This window comes from Bacillus cereus group sp. BfR-BA-01355 (assembly GCF_022663675.1).
In the GTDB taxonomy this organism is placed as follows: Bacteria; Bacillota; Bacilli; order Bacillales; family Bacillaceae_G; genus Bacillus_A; species Bacillus_A thuringiensis_S.
Window position 1 is genome coordinate 71,710 of sequence record NZ_JAKUFY010000001.1, and the last position, 21,796, is coordinate 93,505.

The following is a 21,796-nucleotide window of genomic DNA, read 5'->3' on the forward strand; positions in this document are numbered from 1 at the left end:
AGGAATCACATTATGTACAAGCACACTTTATGTTTTATAAAAAGAAATGAAGAGATACTTATGTTAAATAGAGAATATGATCCGGTAAAAGGATTATGGAATGGGGTAGGAGGAAAGATAGAAAAGGGAGAAACACCTTTAGAAAATGCGATTCGTGAAATAAAGGAAGAGACTAATATAAAAGTTACGTATGACCAAATTCAATTTAAAGGCATTATTAAATGGGAGGATTCTTCATATTCTGGCGGTATTTATGTTTATCTAGTAGAGTTACTTCATGAATTTACATATCACACTCCAAAAAAAGTCTCAGAAGGAATTTTAGATTGGAAAGAGGTTTCTTGGATTCTTAGTGACTATAATTACGGTGTAGGAGAGATGATACCTAAATTTTTAGTTGAAGTGCTCCACAATGAATTAATATTAGAGCATAATTTTATTTTATCTAATCATAAATTAATAGATTATAGGAATAAAGAATTAGCTAAGCAAGACAACTCTATAGATAATATAATTCCATTATAAAAAGTAAGAATCGTAATCTATCATACACAGCAAAATAATTATCACCTAAATATAAAAGCCATAGATTATTCGAAGAGTAGCTAAGGAGAAAATTTATATGAGGATGAGTGTGATGAAGAAAATAATTTTTTTACTCATAGGTATCGTTTTAATTACTATTGCTTTTTATCAATACAACAAAAAAGAAGGTTTAGCTAAAAATGATAAGGTGTATGTAGAAGACTTTAAAGGTAAAAATGATTCAAACAAAATACAATCTGCTATTAATAAAGCAGAATCTAGTAAAATTAAAACAGTATTGCTTGATGATAAGAAGTATAAAATTACGTCACCAATCGTAGTGAAACAGGGTGTAAAGTTATTATTTGGTTATGGAACACAATTTGTTGTTGAAGGTAATTTTAGAGTTCTAGAATTAGAAAAAAACGCTTCTATTGAAGGAGCTTATATAGCTATAGATGATCCTAAATTTAATTCTGAAGTTATATATTTAGACGGAAAAAATAAGTATTATAACACTTGGCACAAAACACAAATAAAAGATATAAATATTATCAATTGGACAGAAACGAATAAAGGTACCGGCATTTCTTTGTATTCTGGTGGGAAGGAAAATGAAATTTCATTTATTAATTTTGAAAATATAAAAGTTGTAGGCATGGAAACTGGGGTGAAATTAGTAGCAAAGAAACCACAATTTGGACATGCATGGATAAATGCCAACCGTTTTATGAACTTCTCTCTCGAAGATTGTGTAAATATGATTTTTATGGATAGTAATGTAACAACGCCAAATGAAATTAGTGGTAACCTATTTACAAACCTTCAAATACAACCTACAAATAAAACGAAAAGTATTGTAAAGGTAAGTGGACAGCATAACGAGTTCCATGGAATGGTGTGGGATTTACAGAAAATCAATCACGAAAACGAACTCATTGAACTAACTGATAAAAGTATGAATACAGTGATTGAAATGTCCAGTGTACCAGCAAATAGAATTTTAGATAGCGGGAAATCAAATATAGTGAAATAAGTTTAAATACAGAAAAAGAGCGAATTCCTTATAAGAGAGTTCGCTCTTTTTCTATTTATAATTAAATTTCTCTCCACCAAGCTGTTGAAGGATAGTTTGTAGATTTTAACGTAATAGATTCGCCAATTTGAGGCGTTGTAATTTTAACTTCTAAACGGTTAGCTTCTTTCGTAACACGCTCTATCGGATCACTCCATTCGTGTAATGCTAATGTAAAAGCACCCCAATGAATCGGAAGAAGTAATTCTCCTTGTACATCAATATGAGCTTGTACAGTTTCTTCAGGCAACATATGAATCGCAGACCACCTCGGATCATATTGTCCGCATTCCATCAATGTAAGATCGAATGGACCATATTTATCACCAATTTCCTTAAAGTGAGGGGCATAACCGCTATCGCCACTAAAAAAAATTTTAGTCTCTTGACCAAGGATAAGCCATGAACACCATAATGAACAATCTCTATCTGTCATACTTCGTCCAGAGAAATGCCTTGCAGGCGCACATACTAACTTAATATTATCAAACGTAATTTCGTCCCACCAATTATGCTCACTAATTTTACTAGGCGAAACACCCCATTTAATAAGATATTGTGCAACTCCAGTTGGAACATAAAAGTGCTTTGCGCGATCTTTTAACTGCATAATACTTTTGTAATTCAAATGATCATAGTGATTATGAGAAATGATAATCGCATCAATTTCTTGAAGGTCATCACGTTCTAAAGAAAAAGCACCACTATAGCGTTTACTATTAAACAAAGGAAATGGGGAAGAGGCATCTCCAAACATAGGGTCTAATAACAGTTTTTTACCTTCTATTTTCAAAAGAGAAGCAGAATGGCCAAACCATGTAACACTCTCTAACGGTTCATTATCTTTATTTGATAAAACGATAGGCAAACCCTTTATAGGACGCAGCTTTGATTTTATTTTAAAGTAATCCGTCATTAAACTTATAATATCTTTCGGTTTAAAACTCATATCAGTATGAATTTGATTTGTATATTTCTTATTCATTCGTTCTCCTTTTTACGATTAACAATTTACGTATGTTGTTATTGTAGCTATTTGTAGTTTAAACTATATTATTTTACCTTTCATCTAAAATGCCTTGTATTTCATAAATCCGTCAAATTCATTATTTGTATCTATAAAGTACAAATCGCACAGCAGCAGCTAAGACAAATATTAAGTACATGTAAATTGTTTTTATTTAGTAAATTCCTTCTTATACGCAACAAAGAACATATGTTTCGTTGTATGTTATAGAAGAAAATATGTCTCTAATAAAAGAAAGGAAGGAGAGGATGTAAGTGCACATAGAGCGAAAAAAGAAATCAAAATGTAAACTATCAAAATCTGAAATCATACATTTGTATACTGAAGGGAAGAGCACCTCAGAAATCGCTGTGCTTGCTAATGTGTCTGCAAGGTATATTCGTATGGTTTTATCAGACAATAACGTACCAAGGCGCGCTATAGGGAGTTGGAAGAGAAAGTATGACATAACAGAAGATTATTTTAAAACGTGGTCAAACAATATGGCTTATATTTTAGGGTTTATAGCAGCAGATGGTGTTATACAGAAAGAGAATCAATGTGTCAGTATATCTCAAAAAGAAAATTACATTTTAGAAGATATAAAAAAAGAACTAAAAACAAACAAGCCACTTTATCAAAACAAAAAAATAGGCGTATATATGCTAAATATTAATAGCAAAACAATAAAAGACGACCTTATGAACATACACGGAATTATGCCATGTAAATCATTTAACATCGAATTTCCTTTTGTACCAGAAGAATATTTGCATCATTTTGTTCGTGGGTATTTTGATGGGGATGGTTACGTCAAGTATGAAACTTATACAGTTAATTTCGTAGGTGGATCATATAACTTTATGAATTCTTTACATCAAATTCTTCAAAATTGCAATTTACGAGCCGATTTACTAAATCAAAACAAACATTATCGCGTTATTTTATCTGGAAGAAAATCAATACAACTATTTTCAAATTGGATTTATAAAGACAAAGATATTTATTTGCATAGAAAATATGAAGTGTTTCAGAAAGAAAGTCTGAGTTTAGATCAATTACAAGATCGAAAATTAAAACAAACTCAAACTGCCGTTAAACAAAGAAAACAAAATTTCCTTGAAGAATATATGAAAAATAAATGTAATGCTACAACTTGTTCAAATTTAGAAATAAGCGAATCGGCTTTCAAACGTTGGCTAAAAAATGACAATCAATTTAAAAGAGATTATGAAAAGATTAATTTAACAATGTCCACTAGCGATAACTAAATATAAAATCCTAAAAAACCTTAGAATAGGTATGAAGATAGCTATTCTAAGGTTTTTTATTTTTAAACCATAAAGGATTCTTAATTTTATTGATTGAATATAGTGAATACAGAGATTTTACAATTTTCTTGATAAAAAAGGAGAGAGACACCTTGCAAAAGAAATTTATCAATCCAGAAACGATGCCACCAACTTTTGGATATTCACATGTAGTGGAAGTTAGTAACGCTAAACGAACAATTTACATATCTGGACAAGTAGCGATTAACACTGATGGTCAAATAGTTGGCATTGGTGATTTAGCTACACAAACGCGACAAGTTTTCGAAAATATTGAAAGTGCATTAGAAACTTCGGAATTAAGATTTAATGATGTAGTAAAATTAACATTTTTCCTAACAGATATTTCTCAAATGGCCATTGTTAGAGATATACGAGATCAATACGTTGACACTAAGAATCCACCAGCAAGTTCAGCTGTCGAAGTTAGAAAGTTAATTAACGATAACTTATTAATTGAAATTGAAGCAATTGCTATAGCAAACTAATTTTAAGAACTTAGCAATTCGTTTAATGCGTTCAGTTAAAACGAATTGCATTTTTTATTGTCTTAAATATAATTTATATCTGGAGACATTTTCATCAACAACTTATAAAACAAACAACTAAACAATCCATCACACAGAATGATTAAAAAGAACAAGGGGAGGCTAATCACAATAACTAAATTATTTATAATAAGTTAGTTATTTAAAGTTAGTTAACATAATATATATTATAGGTAGTTATAGAGACAAAGCGATTACAGGTATCAAAAACTAAGTAAACTATACTTAATGAGACGGAACGGAGATTTTTAGTGAGATTCATATGAAATCTTATCTAAACAAATTTCTTCGGTTTTTATCGTTTTTATTTGTTATAAATTCATCACAGCAAATCTTACTCAATAATCGCTTAAGATTTAACGAATCCAAATCATTTTTGATCGGCAAGAAATTTTTATACAGAAAAATTATTTCTATACAAAATATAAATTAGTAATTTTATTTTATGTTTTACTTAATGAACTTATTGCTATTTGCACACGTTTTACAACTTTACATTATTTGTTGTTATTTCTGTTATTTAGGCTTGACTTTCATTACACTCATTGTTTTTTATTCTAGTTAACATAACGCTTATTTTTAACATAAAAAATCCTCCTCACCTTCAGGAAGATTTTTTGTTTGCTATTAATTTATTTATATCTTCTAGTAACAATCCCAATTGTAAATGACATTGGAAAAATCTAGATTTAACAGCTCTTCCTTACGTATAAAGAAATTAGCAACCCCAGAATCGCCCCACATAATATTTAATGAATCGTCTGTATCGATTTGCAGCAATAATATGTCATGTTGCTGGTATTTTTCTTCCCATTCTCTGGGATCTGTCTGTGTGAAAAATGGATATCCACCAATTTTATGTCCTTGATCTTTACATAAATCATCATACAGTTCGCCTAATTCTATATTATTTTCTTCATCAACAATCTCTTCCCAATCAATGTTATCACTAAAAATCATTTCAAATCGATAATCTCTTGGTGTTACTGGTTGATATGCCAACTCAAACTTTAGTTTTGCTGCTTCGGGTATGATAAAATTCTCTAAATGTAAAGTGTTTAAATAACTAAAATCAGTAATCACCTTAGTTAAATCCGCTGTGATTGTAGAATGATAAACAATTCGAAAGTCTTTTTGGCTTGTGGGATGATCAAAATCTGCTCCAAAAAGATCTTCTTCAGGACTTACGAAAAACTGTAACAATCCCTTTTGAGGCATATATTCAACATGCGGCATTTCTTCAAAGTTTAACTGCGCAAGTAGCATCATAGGTTGTCCATTTGAGTCTTTAGGATGCTCTTGATCTATAGGTAAATACGGATAACCACCAAACTTACTTTCAAAAAGCGTTGTCTCTGCTAATGTTCCAGACACTTTAACATACGGTTTCACACTTTCTTCTAAAATACTACGATACTGTTCTAGTTCTTTCGGAATTTGAAGTTGATACGTATTCTTCACTACATTTGCCTCCCTTTAGTAACGAATTGAAAATGCCTAACTTAATTATATAGTAAGCGATAGCTTAATTGAAAATCGTTAAAAATCCATTTTCACCCTCATTTTTTGCGCGCTTGTCGGACAAAGTAAATTATGCTCTAAAACCTTTTTATTGATAGTTCGAATTAATTCCGCTGCTTCTGCCGTATTTGTATTTTCTTTTAGTCTTTCTTTTAAATCTTCAATTTCTTTTGAAAGCTCAATCCACCTAGGCAAAATATGATTATTTGCTAAAGTTCTATAAAGTTGCTTTTCAGGATTGTAAGAAAGATCTTTATCGAGATTAAGAGGTTTACCTTTACCAGGTAAATTATCAAAAGCTCCTTTCTGTTCTGCTTGTTTAACGATAGAACTAATATGATCCTCATACGTATACGACCAAACTTTTTCATCTTTTACTAAAATCTCTTGTTTCTTTAATTTTTTATCGAGTTCTTCCTGATTCATAGATTTTCTCTCCTTTTTATTTTATAGTGTGGTTTTTATCTATTTCAAAGCTTTCAATCCATCAAATAACTTTTTTCACCCTCACACGCTATCATGACCGTCTTGAAACTCTTCATAAGTGGTTTTGTACCCTTTATCTTTTAAAGCTCTATACAAGTGATTATTGGCCGTTAAAAGAGGTTTGTTTTCAAGTTGTCCTGCTACCATATAAAAGTGAAGTTGAGTTGCATTAGAATTTATAGATGAAATTTGATTTTCAATCCGAGGAATATCGTTTTCAAAAGTTAGTTCTTCTAGCTGATTAACATGATCTACAGCAATACATGGCGGTATTCCATTTTCGTAAATTAAATAATTGAGTGTTTTTGCGATTGAAGATTACTTAATGCATGGATTTTTATTAAAGACAATGAAATGTTCTTGAAGATGTGAAGTTTGAGAATAATTATGAGGTAGATCAAGATGTTTTGCCTTTGCTGCAATGTGGCAGTAAGGATATTTAATTTTGATAGAATGATATAAGAGTCTTGCTACACTTTTGTAATAAGACTCTTTAAATAAGTTATTTACTAGAATAATTGTCTATTGCCTGAATAGAAAGTTCCAACGATTTTATTCTTCTTTCTAAAAGCGTTCTTTGAGGACTCCCAAGCTTTGACTTAACATAAATCTTTTCAATTGATGGAAGCAAACCAATCAGAACATTACGAGCTTCTGCTAAATCTTCCTGAGTATAATGATGAGTTTCTTGCTTCCAAACACTTTCTAACATAGCTAAGCCGATACTAGCTGCTTTGAGTCTTTTTTTCACTAAAGTAGTATTTGATCCTTTTTGAGTCATCTGTGATAAGGCATTTTCAAGTTTACTAATTGTTGACTGTAAAGATTTTATTGATTCTACTTTATCTATATTTGATACGTTTTTCATGTTAATGTTATCCCTTCTACGTTGCTAACTTGTTTTGTTTAATGTTCAATGAAATCCTTAAAAGCTTGATTTCACTCGAAACATTTTAACATAAATAACTAACTGTATTCGAGTTGGACAATAACTTAAAGCAAAACAGCTATTCCTCTCTCCTTCCCTGTATCATTCTATTATATGTACTTCTTTCTTCTCATTAGAATTCCTATATAAACTAGTTGTTAATATTGAATGTTTTATGAACAAAAAACGTACAAGTAATGTAACCTGTACGTTTTCGCTTTTATTCAGTAAGGTAATAAAGTAATAGCTTCCTGGTCTTCTCATAACTTATGAAATCTCTATACAAAATGGGATAATTCACAATTTCTGTTTCTAGAAAACGATATTGCGGAAACCACTCAAAAAACGATTTTCTTAACCACTTTATTTGTTGAAACGTAATGTTCTGTTCGTTTCAATTTAGTACAGAATTTAAAGTAGCTGCTGTATGCATCCAATGATGATTAAAATCAGCGTTTATACAATCATCTTCGGTAAATCTACTTTCTAAGTTTCGCTGCAATTTTGCTGTAGCGCGATAAGGAAACGGTTTGTACAGCGGACTAGGCATTTTCTGCAATTCATTAAAAATAACCCTTTTTCCTAACTTCAACTTTCTCCTCCTTTATTTCTCTATCCAATTTAATAAGTTTTCATAATGATATTGAGCATCTATATAGCCAAGGTTATATAAATTAACAAGTTTCTCTTTATTTCTTTCTATTCCGCTTATTGGAAGCTGTACGCTAGGCTGAATGACATAAAAGTTGTCTTTTTGTTCTATTTGATTCATATAAGATATCGTCTCATTATAAAAACGATAATGTTCTACTAAAGATTCTGCGATATTCGGATATTTTCTATATAAAATTTTAGCCAGTCTAGAAAATTTATTCCGCTGCTTTTCGTATCCTTCTGGTTTTGTCATGATAACTACATTCTTTTCATAACCATCAGTTTGAGCTTTTAGAACTGGAATAGGATCTATAATTCCTCCATCTAACAACTTACGATTATCGTATTCTACAGCAGGTGCTATAAACGGAACTGAGCTAGATGCACGGATGATTTTTAAAATATCATTTCCATGTTCTATTTTATTATAATAAACAGCTCGTCCTGATTCGCAATCAGTCGTCCCTATAACAAATTGTTCATTACAGTTTAAGAAAGTTTGAAAATCAAACGGGACAATTTTATTAGGTACTTCATCAAATAAAAAGTCCATCCCAAATAATTCACGTTTTCGAATTAAATTTCGATAAGATATATACCTGTAATCTGATACTAGTTCTGTATTTACTTTCTTATTTCTCCCTTTTTGACGTGACAAATAGGTTGCCCCCATACAGGCTCCAGCTGATACGCCGACTACATACGGAAAGAATAAGTTCTTTTCCATGAAATATTCGAGTACACCTGCAGTATATAAACCTTTCATTCCTCCGCCCTCTAATACTAAACCGATATTCTTCATGTTATATCCCTCTGCTTCTTTTTTCTTAATTTCATATTAGCACAAGATTTTAAGATGAGGTTATATAAACTAATTACAACAATAACCAGAAACTACTAAAGTAATGTCATAATATCTTTGTGAGTAACATGTTACAATATAAGTAATTCATTCCACATATATTAAAGGAGGAATTTAATATGGGTTTATTTAGCGGTATTTTAGGAAATGCATCAAATACGAGTTCTGAAAGTGTAGAACGTGATTTAGAGAAGATTATGCTAGACGATGAAAAAGTAGAGCATGCTTATAAATTAATTCGTGATCTAATCGTATTTACAAATCGTCGACTTATTTTAGTAGATAAACAAGGAGTAACCGGCAAAAAAACAGAATACCATTCTATTCCTTATAAAAGTATTACACAATATAGCATCGAAACGGCTGGGCATTTTGATTTAGATGCAGAACTTAAAATTTGGGTGTCTAGTATGGAGGATCCAATTACGAAAGAATTTAAAGGTGACGATAGTATTTTAAGCATTCAAAAAGCGTTAGTGACATATACGACAAAGTAGTGGTTTCTTGTATTTTTATTCATTTCAGAAATTACTAACCCGAGTATTTTGGAAGAAAATACATCATTTTTGTATATTTAATCTAAAATAACATAAAAAGGTAAAGCGTGTTTTATATGCTTTACCTTTCTTTTTTGTAATAAATAAGTGTAGTTTTATCATTTAATTTCTTTATAACTTCTGTTCTTTTATACTCCATCTTTTCATACAAAAAACAATTTTTCTCTTCTTCTAAAATAGTAGCAAGTTCCCAGCTCGTTGCTTCAGTAAACATTTCCTCAATTAATGTAATCACCTTTTGAGCAATTCCTTTTCCTAGATAACCCGGATGAATAAACATTGGACTGATCCAAAATTTAGAGGGTGTTTCTTTTTGTGAAATGCATATCGCTCCAACAAGATTCATATCCACTATTATTTTATAGAAGCCACCGTTTACTTGATTTATTCTACAAATAGTTTTTTCGATAGTTTCATTTGCTGGATTTGTTTCATAGTCTTTATATTTATGTAATAAAGGGCTAAATGAGTCTATTTGCATTTGAAATATAACTTCTGCATCAGTTTCTGTCGCCTTCTCTAATATAATATCCATGTTACCAATTTAGACGCTTTCTTAAAGAAGTAATATGAGCGGTATGATGACGACCATGCCATGCGTATAGTCCTATTGCAACAGCAAGTTTTGTTTCACCAGTTTCAGGATGGTTAAATGTCTTTTCTAAATCTTCAATTTCTAGAGAATATAAAAGGTTAACCCATCTTTTATGTAATGAATCTAGCATTACTAGTGAAACATCTACCGGTAATTTTGAATCGGGTAACTCTGCCCACTTCTCTTCTTTATACGGCTTAATAGTTGGATTCTTTTCTGTCAGTGCTAATTTAAAGCGTATGTAGCTATTCATATGGCTATCAACGACGTGATGAACTACTTGACGTACAGTCCAACCTCCAACGCGATATGGTGTATCTAACTGCTTCTGATCTAAATCTTTAATTGCCTTTGTTAGTTCATTAGGTAAATCTTCAATTTCTTGAATCCATGTATCAATCATTTCTTCCGTTATAGGACGTTTGTATGTAAATTGGCCAATTGGATAACGCAAATCATTCATGAATAAGTCCTCCTTATTATAAGCGCGAAGTATTTCTCCAAATATAATGTACAAACTTCACATGTTCTCCATTTAATTCTACAGATGTTGTATCTGATTCGTTTTGATAAGAAGAAAATCCGCTTTTTTCTAGTACAATTTGTGATGCGAGATTATTAGTCGTTGTTTTAGCATAAATGTCAGTAATTTCATTATTTTTCGCTACATCTAAAATTAATTTTACGGCTGCTGTTGCAACTCCTTTTTTAGTAAATTTTTCTCCGACCCGATACCCTAGTGAACTAATTCGAGTTTCCGTATCTATATCTACTAAATTGATTCGCCCTACAATTTCTTTTTCTTCATTACGAATTAAATAAAAATAAGAATCTCCATCCGCTTGTTCTATTAATAAATCGTCTAGTAGTTTTTGGAAATATTCAAATTCAAAATATTTCGAGCCACGATTTGGTACCATTGTTTCAAAAAAAGATTTATTCGTAAGTTCAAACGTAAATAAATCCTTAACATCTTGTTTCTTTAGTTGCTCTATGTATATTTCCATCTCGTATTCTCCTTCTTGATTTACTAACTGTTATACATTCTTTTTTAATCAATTATATTCCTGCTATTTCTTTCGATTAAGCAATACAGATAGTAGCACTTTCGGATGAAAAAGATGAAATGGACTACGAATTAAATTCATCACTCGTACTAACCGAATATAAACATCAGAATTACTTGCGGATAGTCGATATATTTGTTTCGTATACCATAGCTGAAATTTTTGTTTTGTAGTTAATTCTCTCTTTAGCTGCGGGTGACGTGATATTTCTGTCGTTGTCATATCCCAAGGGGTTTCTATTATATTAGCTGTCTTTTTATAAAATTGTTGTGTAAATGTTTTATCAAGCTGTTTTCTGCCTTGCAGAAGTAATTGCAACTGGTGAGCCTCCATAGCAGCAACTGATACGCCTTGGCCGAAAACGGGATCAAAACGACATTGCGCATCTCCAACAACTAATAAGCCTTCTGGTACATTATTCACTAAATCAAATCGCCGGCGTACTTGATAAGGAATTTTGTATGTCTTTATATCAGTAATTCCCTCAGCCTTGTTTAGGAAGTCTGTAACATTAGAAATTGATAGGTTTTCAGCAAAATCATAAAACTCATCATCTGTTTGTGGTGCTTTCTCATTTGCGTATCCACTGAAAGTAACAAAATAACGATTATCTTCTATCGTTTGAATAAGAACGCCATAAGGGTTATCAGGGAAACTCGGAGACATTAGCATATTACAACAGTCTAACTCCTCATTTTCTTTAAGTTTGAACATTTTCGTTGCGTAAAATAAATCAATACGAACTTTCTCTTCTTTTACTTCAATTTCGTATTCTCGTAGCCATTCTATACTTTTTGAGCCAAATCCACTCGCATCAACTACAAGATCTGCATGAACTTCTTCTTGTGTGTCTGTCTCTAAATATTTAACTTTTACTCCACACACTTTGTTAAGCTTTGCATCTACCAATAACCCTTTAACCAATGTTTCATATTTAATAGTAATATTTGAAATTTGATGTATTCGTTTTTGAATATGCCATTCTAGCAAAGGACGACTTTGTTGAATCATATGTACTTCCCCTATGAACGGTTGTTTCCATAGACCGAATTGATGCCATTTCAAATCACGCGTAAAGTTGTTTATAATACTACCCGCTTCTATTAATTCGTTCGTAATATTAGGAAACAATTCTTCAATTGCGTTTTCTCCACCTTTTAATAACACGTGAGGATGATTACTTTGTGGAACTCTTTTTCTCGAAGACTTTCCATCCCATCTTTCACCAGCTTCTATAATGATTACTTCTTTAAAAGAAGTTGATAATGCTTTTGCTGCAAACTTTCCTGCCATACTTCCACCAATAACGATAGCCGTATTAAACATATTTTCCCCCTTAATAAAAAGAGATCCTGCCTTGTATGAATGAAACAGGATCTTAAACTAATTAACTTCTTTATCATTATACTTAAAATACATCAGTAAATTGCAACATTAAAATTAAAATACCTAATCCCCATACGTAATACGCGAATACTTTTAAGGAGTGACGTTTTAAATATTGAATCATCCATGAAACGGCTATGTATCCAAAAAACGCTGCTGATAACGTTCCGACAATTAAAGATGTACTAGAAATAGATTCTGCTTTCCCTTGAAAAACGTCTACAAATTGCAAAATAATGGCTCCGACAATGGCTGGCGTTGATAATAAAAAAGAAAAGTAAGCAGCAGTTTCACGGTCTAACTGCCTCCATAATGCAGCGACGATTGTCATACCAGAACGAGAAATCGCTGGGAAAATAGCAGCCGCTTGAAATGAACCGATAATTAATGCGTCTTTATATGTGATGTCATCCATTTTTTTACGACCATTCTTTTGTTTATCTGCCATGTAGAGAAAGAATCCGGTCACTAAAAACTCCCAACCGATCGTGATTCCTGTTTTTGAAATATCTTCAAAGAAGTCTTTAAACAATAAACCAATAACAACTGCAGGTATCGTCCCAACAATAAGTAATAACATGAGCTTTGAAAATGGGTTTTTAATTAAATATATAAATTCTTTTTTGTAATAAATAAACACTGCAAGTAAAGTCCCAATATGCAACATCGTATCTAAAAATAAGCCTGCTTTATCTAATTGAAATAAATGCCTTCCTAAATAAAGATGTCCGGTACTACTGATTGGTAAAAATTCTGTTAAACCTTGAATTATACCTAATATGAAAGCTTCTAACCAATTCATGATGGTCTCCTTTCTCTTTTGCTTGTACCAATATATGAGGGTTAAATTTTCGATATGAAAAAAACTATATTTCTCTATGAATTTACTTTTAATTTATGGATATATATGTAAAGAGAATTAAGGAGGGTTATTATGTGGAAGCACACAAAATTCGGTAATGTATTACTTTGGGTGGGCCCTATCCTTGTATTTTTAGGACTATGTATGACAAATGTTATTTCAGATATTCCTTTCTTTGAGGGAAAACATAAAACGCTTGGTATTGTACTTATATTTATAGGGATATTCTGTTTTATTGTGGCTAATCATTTGAAAAAAGGAGAAAGATATGAAGAATAAATCTAAATAAAAAACAATCCTGGCATATTAGCTAGGATTGTTTTTTATTAATGTTGATTATTTGTAGAATACTTTATCAACGTTATATTTCGCTTTGTATTCATTAATGATATATGTTTCGTAAATTTCTCTTTCTGTTGGATCTTCTACGATACATGCATCAATGCGGTATACTTCATCACGGTGATTTTTAATTGGTGAAACATTATCTTCAAAATGCTTCTTAATACGTTGTCTAATTTTACGAGCTTTACCTACGAAAAGTAGTTCGTCATTAATATTGTAAAACATAAAAATGCCGCCTTTATCTCTAGGGAACAAGTGGAAATCGATAAATCCATTAATTGGAGTAATGATTGGCTCGTCTCCTTTAATAACTTGTTTACGTTCAGTAATTGTAACATCAACTTCAGGGATACTAATTTTAATCAAGTTCATTCACGTCCTCTTTTATTATAAAGATAAATAATAGCATACATAAGTAAGAAAAGCTATGTTCAGAGGCATATTTCATTTTATAATTCAAATATTATAGGTGTATCATGTAAATTGTTCTTCCAAATCATATGATCACTGGATTCGCCCCAGTAATCTTTCAATACATAGCTAGGTTTTCCAAACTTTTTCGTCCATATACTTTGCGCATTTTTATATCCACTATCTAAACAATATTCTGTTATCCCTCTGCTAAGTAATGTAAGAAACATTGTATGTAGTAATAAACTCCCTATTCCCTTTCTTTGATACTCCGGAAGTATGAATACAGTTCCTATTTCATGCAAATTTTTAAGTACACCACCTGTACAACTATTAATCAATGTACTTGCTGGACCAATTTCGATTGTTCCAATGATTTTATCGTTACTTGTATCAATTGCTAATAAAAAGTAACGACTTTCTCCGTTACTATCAAAATCACTTTTCAAATACTGCTTTTTTGAGTTAATTTCATTTTCTATGTCATCCAATAATTGTGACAATCCTTCATTTTTGTATGTATTCGTAATAACTATCCGGAAAAATAAATATAGTTCATCTACATCATTCAAATTTGGTCTTCTAACTGCAACGTTAGTCATGAATGCATTCTCCAATCTTCATTATGCCATTGTCAATACAACACTTTACATAATCTATTCATCATTATTCTGCAAAAACCTGCATAAATCCAGCAGTATAGAAAGCTCAGTATAAATATTGATAAAATAATTTTTATGTCCATAGTTGTATGAACAGTAGGACCAAGTACCGGAAAACGGAAAACATCGAGAACGATCATAATCCCTATAAGTAGACAAGTCGCTGAAAAGGAAACAATCCAAATTCTCCTCTTGAATTTTAAAAAGGCTAGTCCTAAGGCTAGACCTAATAAGCCTGTAGTAAAAGGAAAGACAATTAGTTCACTTGGCTCAATAATAAATAATAGAAAAATAGTAAGAATATAAGAAAGTATTCCCTCACGAATAGAATAGAGAATAGCAAAAAAAATCGGCAATGTCGAAAATGGACTAATGAGCAAACCTATACCAGGAATTAAGTTCCCCGCCGCTTGAAACATGGTGGCCAATGCACTCATCAAAGCTGTAAGTACTAACTTATTCGCAAGGGACAATTTTCTTTTATGAACAAAGCTTATATCATGCTCTATCATCAGTTGATACCAATAACGTACAAAACGATTCATTAAAATACCCCCTAAAGATACCTCATTCATTACTTTCTATATTATTCGTACACATATGGTTTATGAGTTACTTTCTCCAAGTTAATAGATGCTAATACATTGAAGATTTTTAGGGGGACAAGTTAAGTCTTGCGTTTTGGAAACAGAATAAATTCCTTATGTTTTTAGACTGAGCATTTGTATCGTATCAAGGAATAATTTCAAAAATGGTACCTTTGTTAAAATCAGTTACTTTCATAGAACCGTAAACTCCTAAATATAACCTAGTTTGAGCCGAATTTGTTCCTAAACTCATATAATAAGCTGCTTGCGTACCAAAATCATAATTGGTTTCAATAGCATGAAAGTCAGCATGTTTACCGTCTGTACCGGCTCTAGTATAAGCTAAAACACCCTTAACTGGCGGTCGAGAATCTTCTTTCTTAGCAAGGTCGGTAAAAACAACGCTACCCGTTAAATTTGAAATTGCATTTCCCATATATGGCTGAACTCCTGTAAGTGAAGTTCCTCCAAACTTATCGGTTCTAAAATCTTTATGAAAATAACTAAGTAGAGGCAGAATACGCTTCACTGAAGTTTGTATTGTTTCATCATAATAAACTATTGTTCTCTCATCCAAAGTCTGATTTTCGGAACAATGTCGTATAAAAGAAGTAGGTAAATCCCCTTCCCATCCTCGCCACCCAAAATTGATAAAACCATCTTGATTGGGAGTTAACCTCATAAAATGCATTTGAACAAGTTCTGTAACTGGTATAGGTTTATATTGAACAAATGAAAAAATAGACTCTACAATATCCTGTCCGACATTTCCGGTGTATTTGATATATTGATTATAAAATCTTTGAAATGAAATGCCGGTTATATTACGTACTCCTTTTGCAATTACTGTAAGTGTTTCTTGTATAGATAAAGGAAGGTCATAAAAGCGTGTAACTACAGGAGGGTTATTTATAAATGTATTTTTATTTACATCGATTTCAATTATTTTTCCTGCTATTTCTAAATCATCTTGGCTTAAATTAAATGGATCATAACCTGATCCGCCATCTCCATTTGTAAAAACAAGTTTTCCAGTCTCAGGTGAAAAGTTTAAACTATTGACTCCGTTATGATTAAAAAATGGTCTTCTTACATTCAGTAATGTTCGTCGCTTTTGAGCTTGGCCGTTAGATTGTAAAGTCCATTCTTCCACTGTATCAATGTGATCATATTGCGTATTTCTATTAACCCACTTTAAATTTAACGTTTTAGGGTCACAAGGATTCGGTTTAAATTGTTCAGAAAGTGCACCTGGACCTTGAGTTCCGGCTACTGAATAATGAAGATAAAATAAACCGTTTTGATAAAATTGTGGATGAAATGCAAGTCCTAGTAATCCTCGTTCATCATAACCGCTACTAGAAACACCTTCTTCAGATGTACCTAATTTAATAATTAGGTGACGCATATCTAAAAATTTCTTTATAACTCCGTCCCCTATGTAAAAAATCTCTCCTAATTGAGTTGCGATAAATAGTCTTTCGGTCGATTCACCTGGAAGTATCGTTGTTTTCAATACGGTTGGTAAATTTACGTTATGAACAATGGGTCGTAAATTAACTTTAACTTTTGTCAATTAACTGTACACCCCTTTTTCTTCTTTTTTATAGAAGAATATGATTAGAGTAGTTCTGTTAGTATTAAATAAGTCGCATTCCTTTTTATTACAATTTTGTATATAATATAAGTATCAATATACTGGGGGGACTAATTATGACACTCTTATTACAAATCATCGTACCACTTATATGTGCAATATACTTATTTACCCTCTATCATAACGGGACGTATGGATCAGCTTCATTTATTTTAGCAGTCATGATAGGAATTTTCGGTTTAGAGAATATTTTTCAATATGCTAGTCTAACAGATCATACTATTTATCCATATTGGGGAAGTTTGAAGGCTGTTGTTATCGTTTTATCAGTCGTATTTCTATTTAAAAAAGGTGGTTTAACAGGGAAATATTGATTTTTAATGAGGTACATGTTTTCTTGTTAAATTGCTTTTATTTTATAAAAGAAGAAATATTTATGTAAAAACAAGAAGGGATGTGATACATATGTCTATAAATATTATTTCAATAGTCTCTATCATAATATGGATTGTGTTAATTACAGAACTTATAAAACCTTCAAAAGAACAGAATGGACGAAAAATAGTAACTTTAGTAACTGCCGGTTCCGTATCAACACTTATTTTGACGGTTTCATTTATTCAAAATATCCCGTTTTGGAATTGATAGTGATATAACTAACAATAATATGTATAAATAAAAAGATTAGGATTCACTCCTAATCTTTTTATTTTGGGGTAGCACCACACATCCATCAATTTAAGAATAAACGCCACCAAAACAAAAAAAGCCCCAACTTATTTTTCTTGAAAATAAGTTGGGGCTTTTGAAACAGTAAAGTATATTTTTAACTATGAAAACTACGATAAATTTTTCCTTTTTTCCTACTTGCTAAATTCAGCAAGTAAAATTTTTTTAAAAGGATTAGGACTGCCAATTCTACCCAAACTATTCCAATTGACGACCAACGTATGCTTGCCTCCAAGTTTACCTCCAACAAGAGTAGTAAACCCTAGAATGCCACCTGTGTGTCCCCATATCGAGACACCGCTTGGAAGCTTAGTTTCATAGATTCCAAGACCATATCCATCGATTCCTTCTTTTCCTGTAGGAACTGTAGTAAGCATTTGTTTTAGTTGCTGTTCTTTCAGTAATTTGCCACCGAGCAAGTAAGAGAAGAATTTGTTTAAGTCTTCAGCCGTAGAAATCATATCTCCAGCAGAGCTAGCTGCACTTGGGTTATAATAAGTAACGTCTTTTAGCTCACTTGCTCCGTCTGGTTGGACATACCCACGGGCATGGTTAGTGCCTGGAATAACACTTGAGTTGCCTGGTAGGAATGTATTCGACAATTCAAGTGGTTCAATAATTCGATTTTCAACCTCTTCCGCATAGCTGTTTCCAGTTACTTTTTCAATAAGGATACCCAGTAATACGTATCCTGTGTTTGAATAAGACCAGCCCTTTCCTGGAGCAAAGTCTGGGGGAAGAGAGATCCCAATCTTCACTAACTCTTCAGCCGTATACGATTTTTTTGTATCCGTAAAATCAACGTCTTTTGACCTTGAGTATTCAGCGATACCACTTGTATGGTTCAATATCTCCCGGATAGTAATCTTGTTACCATCATATCCATTTCCTTGAATGACACCAGGCAACCAGTCTTCGATGTAGTCGTCTAGCTTCAGGCGATTCTCTCCAACTAATTGAAGTACAACTGTTGCGGTGAACGTCTTCGTCACACTCCCAATGCGAAAGCGAAAATCTGTTTTCATTGGTTTCTTGGTTCTCAGATCCGCTATTCCAGCGGCATTCCCCCACGTTTTTCCACCCTCAGAAGTTTTAGCAAGTATCCCCGGGTATCCAAGTTGCAATGTATCCCGCATTGCTTGCTTGACGGAAGTACGATCTCGTTGCGTATTTGTTTGTAACGAACTAGATACATTTTGAGTGGGCTCTGCTTTTACAATTGAGGTTGGTGTTGTATATAACAGGGAACTTCCAGCTATTAAAAGGGCCAGACTTGCACATGTAATTTGACTACGTATTTTCATAAGGCATTCCTCTCCTCTATTCATATTGTATAAGTGTTTGCATACTGTTCCTTACTTTCCTGACAAGACTTAGGGAAAGGCCCTCACGCATATAGATTAAAGCCCCAGTACAAAGGTATTTATCAATACCAACATAAATCTCCATCCCTCCTATAACAAAATTATTCAAAGGTATGAAAGCATATTATGTACCCTTAGTTATTGTTAGTATTAACACAATATGAGACATAACCCTAACCCATATTTTACTTTATTTATCCATAATATGTATTGAGAAAGAATGTAAATTCGAATCCTTTCCGTAACCCAACTATTGATTATTTTTTCACCTATTATAATTAGTTATTTTGAATTTCATAATAAAAAAACTGTAAAAAAATAACGATTCCCTTAACGTACAGGAAGCGGTTGAAAAATATGTCTATACGCACAATTTTCTTGTTTTGATATGGTGAACCCATCGCCATTAAGCTAAGGTTTTGAAGTACCCACTAAATGAAATTTTTCTTTCTCTACAGTTAGTTACTTTGAGAAGTCATCTCATTTTTTTGTTTTTTGGGGTGTTTCTTTTTCTTAACTTGATGGATGTGGGGTCTCGCCATATCCATCAAGTTATCTAAATAAAATGCCTTCTAAAAATTAAGAATATTCAAAAGTAAAAATAGACATTTATTCACTTCGTTCATTATAATTCAAACAAAATAAAAAATCGTTTATATTTTACATTTAACGATATCAAATTTACTGGAGGGGATAAAGATGAAAAAAGCACTTTACATCAATATAGGTGGAGAAGGACACTTAAATCCAACATTAGGATTAGTACAGGATTTAGTACAACGTGGAGACAACATTGTCTATTATTCATCAAATGATTTTGAAGAAAAAATCAAAAAAGCAGGTGCGCAATTCCGTCCCATCAATCAAGAGGCACAAAGAGAGCTTTCGGAAACTATGAATCTTATGACTTCCCATCCTCAAGAGTACTTATTACACTTCCTTCATGCTATGGAAAGAATTACTGATGCCATTTTTGAAGAAATCTCCAAAGAAACATACGATTACATCCTCTATGATGCACAGTCTTTACCTGGAAAATGGGTTGCATATTTCTATGGGAACCATAATTAATAATCAGCCTGAATTCTATCAAAAATGTTTCGTCGGTTTAAAAGATCTCAATGCGAAAGTAGTACTTAGTATAGGCAAACAATTAACAGTGGAGCAGCTAGGAGATATACCTGATAATTTTATTGTTGGTAACTATCTTCCACAATTAGATATACTGCGTCAAGCGGATGTATTTATTAGTCATTGTGGAATGAATAGCACAAGTGAATCACTTTATTTTGAAGTACCTCTAGTTATGCTCCCATTTATAAATGATCAGCATACGATTGCTGAGCGAGTATACGAACTTGGCGCAGGATTTATGTTAAATATCCAGCAATTATCGGCCGAGGATTTAAAACATGCCGTTAATGAAGTGTTGCAGCATTCGATTTACAAAGAGAATGCCAAAAAAATTAGTCAATCATTCCGTGAGGCAGGTGGTTATATCAAAGCTGTTGATGAGATTATTACATTTACTCGTTAATTCTGCTATGTATGCCACTCAAGGCCTATTAACTTAAGAATTTTATAACACCCTACAACAAGAATATAGAAGATAGTATCCCATACTCATCAAGATAAGAAATTAAATACCCCATTACTATCAATTCTTAAGTTGATAGTAATGGGGTAGCACCATATACCCAGCAAGCTAAGGTCTTGAAGTAGCCCCTAAACAAAAATTTAAATTTTTCTACAGTAATTTATGTGAATTCAACTCGTTTTTGGGAACATATGTGGTCCTTTTATAATTTGAATTTCTTTTTAAGCTTCTTATATTTTCTGTACGAACGTCTAACAATGTTTAACATAAAATACGGTATTTTAACGGGGAAAGGCAATTTATAAATGAAAGGAAAATAAAAGGTGAAATATGCCTTTTCTAGGTCTCTCCACTTACTATCTTCTTTTGTTTTTAAGAAATCAGATACATCGACCACATATCCCCTTCCTTTTTCCATCATCACATTTTTCCCGTGAACATCACAAGGAGTTAACCCTTGTTCCCTCGCATACTCCAAAGCCTCATTGATATCAAGTATTACCTGCTTAGGAATTTTAATCCCCTTATGAATAGCATCATATAAAGTAATTTCTTTTAAACGTTTCAATACTATGAAATTTTCTCCTTTATATATAAGCTTTGAATAAGAAGGATGATTTCCAATTCTTCGGTATGCTTCTGACTCTTTTTCAATTCCTTCTCCTTCTCGCACGTAAACTTTCACTACCCAATCTTTGTATTCTCTGTGCATGAATACTGCGGCATAATTACCTGTCCCTAAACACTTCCAAAGTCTAGGAATATCTTTAACTACTACAGGCTCGAATTCATCCTCACTTCGTATGCTTACCTCTTTTAATAATTCGTCCTTTATTAATCCCACAAAACTATTTATACTCATCATTCCCACTCCGGTTTTGCTAAAAGGGGCCCACCCACATTTTAACGAAAATATACACTAAGCGAATTTTAGCATAAAACGAGTCATCTTTCTTCTTAAAATAAAAAGATGACTCGTTCTATTTGAACTGTTGAATACTTAATATTTATTCCGCTATTCATAGCCAAAAACTGTACAACATAAAAATATTTCTAACTATTTTCATTTTTTCACAGGCAACTGTATAGGGCTTTTCTTAG

Annotated in this window: 26 protein-coding genes and 2 pseudogenes; 10 read left to right on the forward strand and 18 right to left on the reverse strand. The window is 32.2% G+C overall.

Annotation, left to right across the window (positions count from 1 at the left end; translation table 11 throughout):
* Nucleotides 1–12: 12 nt before the first annotated feature.
* Nucleotides 13–525, forward strand: a complete 513-nt coding sequence (locus MR167_RS00385; RefSeq protein WP_002082688.1) for an NUDIX hydrolase — start codon at nucleotides 13–15, stop codon at nucleotides 523–525.
* Between the two features lie 97 nt (nucleotides 526–622).
* Complete coding sequence (locus MR167_RS00390) at nucleotides 623–1,561, forward strand: hypothetical protein (RefSeq protein ID WP_242313664.1); 939 nt, start codon at nucleotides 623–625, stop codon at nucleotides 1,559–1,561.
* Nucleotides 1,562–1,622: 61 nt separating this feature from the next.
* Here the strand turns inward: MR167_RS00390 and MR167_RS00395 are convergent, their stop codons facing one another.
* Entirely contained in the window at nucleotides 1,623–2,585 is a 963-nt protein-coding gene (locus tag MR167_RS00395; RefSeq protein ID WP_242313666.1) for an MBL fold metallo-hydrolase, read from the reverse strand.
* A 296-nt stretch (nucleotides 2,586–2,881) separates the two neighbouring features.
* On the opposite strand from MR167_RS00395, the gene MR167_RS00400 reads away from it, so the two are divergent.
* Both MR167_RS00400 and MR167_RS00405 read left to right on the forward strand, forming a co-directional pair.
* A complete protein-coding gene (locus MR167_RS00400) occupies nucleotides 2,882–3,877 on the forward strand; it encodes an LAGLIDADG family homing endonuclease (RefSeq protein WP_242313667.1) in 996 nt (331 codons plus the stop codon).
* A gap of 152 nt (nucleotides 3,878–4,029) precedes the next feature.
* Nucleotides 4,030–4,425, forward strand: a complete 396-nt coding sequence (locus MR167_RS00405) for a RidA family protein (protein WP_106082086.1) — start codon at nucleotides 4,030–4,032, stop codon at nucleotides 4,423–4,425.
* A 705-nt stretch (nucleotides 4,426–5,130) separates the two neighbouring features.
* Here the strand turns inward: MR167_RS00405 and MR167_RS00410 are convergent.
* The 6 genes and pseudogenes from MR167_RS00410 to MR167_RS00435 all read right to left on the reverse strand — a co-directional run bounded on the left by MR167_RS00410 (nucleotide 5,131) and on the right by MR167_RS00435 (nucleotide 8,876).
* Nucleotides 5,131–5,946, reverse strand: a complete 816-nt coding sequence (locus tag MR167_RS00410; RefSeq protein ID WP_000799798.1) for a YwqG family protein — start codon at nucleotides 5,944–5,946, stop codon at nucleotides 5,131–5,133.
* Nucleotides 5,947–6,024: 78 nt separating this feature from the next.
* Complete coding sequence (locus MR167_RS33580; RefSeq protein WP_001070924.1) at nucleotides 6,025–6,432, reverse strand: DnaJ family domain-containing protein; 408 nt, start codon at nucleotides 6,430–6,432, stop codon at nucleotides 6,025–6,027.
* Between the two features lie 39 nt (nucleotides 6,433–6,471).
* Nucleotides 6,472–6,885: pseudogene (locus tag MR167_RS33585) on the reverse strand (hypothetical protein); the annotation flags it as partial.
* A gap of 109 nt (nucleotides 6,886–6,994) precedes the next feature.
* Entirely contained in the window at nucleotides 6,995–7,360 is a 366-nt protein-coding gene (locus MR167_RS00425) for a hypothetical protein (RefSeq protein WP_029442483.1), read from the reverse strand.
* A 280-nt stretch (nucleotides 7,361–7,640) separates the two neighbouring features.
* A pseudogene (locus MR167_RS00430) lies at nucleotides 7,641–8,012 on the reverse strand (YxiJ-like family protein).
* 12 nt (nucleotides 8,013–8,024) lie between these two features.
* Nucleotides 8,025–8,876: a patatin-like phospholipase family protein gene (locus tag MR167_RS00435; RefSeq protein ID WP_000789282.1), complete on the reverse strand. Its 852-nt coding sequence runs from the start codon at nucleotides 8,874–8,876 to the stop codon at nucleotides 8,025–8,027.
* A gap of 179 nt (nucleotides 8,877–9,055) precedes the next feature.
* Here MR167_RS00435 and MR167_RS00440 point away from each other — a divergent pair, with 179 nt between their 5' ends.
* The gene (locus MR167_RS00440; protein ID WP_000522474.1) at nucleotides 9,056–9,433 is read left to right on the forward strand and encodes a PH domain-containing protein; all 378 of its coding nucleotides are present in this window, start codon (nucleotides 9,056–9,058) and stop codon (nucleotides 9,431–9,433) included.
* Between the two features lie 121 nt (nucleotides 9,434–9,554).
* Here MR167_RS00440 and MR167_RS00445 read toward each other — a convergent pair whose 3' ends face one another.
* The 5 genes from MR167_RS00445 to MR167_RS00465 form a co-directional block, all read right to left on the reverse strand.
* On the reverse strand, nucleotides 9,555–10,028 hold the full coding sequence (locus MR167_RS00445) for a GNAT family N-acetyltransferase (RefSeq protein WP_242313668.1): 474 nt from the start codon (nucleotides 10,026–10,028) through the stop codon (nucleotides 9,555–9,557).
* A gap of 1 nt (nucleotide 10,029) precedes the next feature.
* Nucleotides 10,030–10,551, reverse strand: coding sequence for a YfiT family bacillithiol transferase (locus MR167_RS00450; RefSeq protein WP_000999070.1), 522 nt, complete (start codon nucleotides 10,549–10,551; stop codon nucleotides 10,030–10,032).
* Between the two features lie 16 nt (nucleotides 10,552–10,567).
* The gene (locus tag MR167_RS00455; protein ID WP_000409250.1) at nucleotides 10,568–11,095 is read right to left on the reverse strand and encodes a GNAT family N-acetyltransferase; all 528 of its coding nucleotides are present in this window, start codon (nucleotides 11,093–11,095) and stop codon (nucleotides 10,568–10,570) included.
* A 63-nt stretch (nucleotides 11,096–11,158) separates the two neighbouring features.
* Nucleotides 11,159–12,481, reverse strand: coding sequence for an FAD-dependent oxidoreductase (locus MR167_RS00460; RefSeq protein ID WP_000483450.1), 1,323 nt, complete (start codon nucleotides 12,479–12,481; stop codon nucleotides 11,159–11,161).
* An 82-nt stretch (nucleotides 12,482–12,563) separates the two neighbouring features.
* Complete coding sequence (locus MR167_RS00465; RefSeq protein WP_001104288.1) at nucleotides 12,564–13,343, reverse strand: undecaprenyl-diphosphate phosphatase; 780 nt, start codon at nucleotides 13,341–13,343, stop codon at nucleotides 12,564–12,566.
* A gap of 132 nt (nucleotides 13,344–13,475) precedes the next feature.
* Between MR167_RS00465 and MR167_RS00470 the strand changes: the two genes are divergently transcribed.
* Nucleotides 13,476–13,682: a hypothetical protein gene (locus MR167_RS00470; RefSeq protein WP_000265474.1), complete on the forward strand. Its 207-nt coding sequence runs from the start codon at nucleotides 13,476–13,478 to the stop codon at nucleotides 13,680–13,682.
* 57 nt (nucleotides 13,683–13,739) lie between these two features.
* Here the strand turns inward: MR167_RS00470 and MR167_RS00475 are convergent, their stop codons facing one another.
* From MR167_RS00475 to MR167_RS00490, 4 genes are all read right to left on the reverse strand, one after another.
* A complete protein-coding gene (locus MR167_RS00475; RefSeq protein WP_001048947.1) occupies nucleotides 13,740–14,120 on the reverse strand; it encodes a nucleotide excision repair endonuclease in 381 nt (126 codons plus the stop codon).
* 77 nt (nucleotides 14,121–14,197) lie between these two features.
* The gene (locus MR167_RS00480; RefSeq protein ID WP_242313669.1) at nucleotides 14,198–14,761 is read right to left on the reverse strand and encodes a GNAT family N-acetyltransferase; all 564 of its coding nucleotides are present in this window, start codon (nucleotides 14,759–14,761) and stop codon (nucleotides 14,198–14,200) included.
* Nucleotides 14,762–14,793: 32 nt separating this feature from the next.
* A complete protein-coding gene (locus MR167_RS00485; RefSeq protein WP_106082088.1) occupies nucleotides 14,794–15,366 on the reverse strand; it encodes a hypothetical protein in 573 nt (190 codons plus the stop codon).
* Between the two features lie 187 nt (nucleotides 15,367–15,553).
* Nucleotides 15,554–16,984, reverse strand: a complete 1,431-nt coding sequence (locus MR167_RS00490) for a PQQ-dependent sugar dehydrogenase (RefSeq protein ID WP_242313671.1) — start codon at nucleotides 16,982–16,984, stop codon at nucleotides 15,554–15,556.
* A 137-nt stretch (nucleotides 16,985–17,121) separates the two neighbouring features.
* Here MR167_RS00490 and MR167_RS00495 point away from each other — a divergent pair, with 137 nt between their 5' ends.
* The gene (locus tag MR167_RS00495; protein ID WP_000173569.1) at nucleotides 17,122–17,379 is read left to right on the forward strand and encodes a hypothetical protein; all 258 of its coding nucleotides are present in this window, start codon (nucleotides 17,122–17,124) and stop codon (nucleotides 17,377–17,379) included.
* Between the two features lie 91 nt (nucleotides 17,380–17,470).
* On the forward strand, nucleotides 17,471–17,650 hold the full coding sequence (locus tag MR167_RS00500; protein ID WP_098582558.1) for a hypothetical protein: 180 nt from the start codon (nucleotides 17,471–17,473) through the stop codon (nucleotides 17,648–17,650).
* A gap of 218 nt (nucleotides 17,651–17,868) precedes the next feature.
* Here the strand turns inward: MR167_RS00500 and MR167_RS00505 are convergent, their stop codons facing one another.
* Nucleotides 17,869–19,038: a serine hydrolase domain-containing protein gene (locus MR167_RS00505; protein WP_242313673.1), complete on the reverse strand. Its 1,170-nt coding sequence runs from the start codon at nucleotides 19,036–19,038 to the stop codon at nucleotides 17,869–17,871.
* A 759-nt stretch (nucleotides 19,039–19,797) separates the two neighbouring features.
* Here MR167_RS00505 and MR167_RS00510 point away from each other — a divergent pair.
* Together MR167_RS00510 and MR167_RS00515 are read left to right on the forward strand one after the other, a co-directional pair.
* Complete coding sequence (locus MR167_RS00510; protein ID WP_242313674.1) at nucleotides 19,798–20,169, forward strand: glycosyltransferase; 372 nt, start codon at nucleotides 19,798–19,800, stop codon at nucleotides 20,167–20,169.
* A complete protein-coding gene (locus MR167_RS00515; protein WP_242313676.1) occupies nucleotides 20,153–20,635 on the forward strand; it encodes a nucleotide disphospho-sugar-binding domain-containing protein in 483 nt (160 codons plus the stop codon). The genes MR167_RS00510 and MR167_RS00515 overlap by 17 nt, the downstream gene beginning before the upstream one ends.
* A gap of 262 nt (nucleotides 20,636–20,897) precedes the next feature.
* On the opposite strand, the gene MR167_RS00520 is transcribed toward MR167_RS00515, so the two are convergent.
* Nucleotides 20,898–21,557 carry a protein kinase family protein gene (locus MR167_RS00520; RefSeq protein WP_000026523.1) on the reverse strand — a complete coding sequence of 220 codons (660 nt, stop codon included), beginning with the start codon at nucleotides 21,555–21,557 and terminating at the stop codon, nucleotides 20,898–20,900.
* Nucleotides 21,558–21,796: the final 239 nt, after the last annotated feature.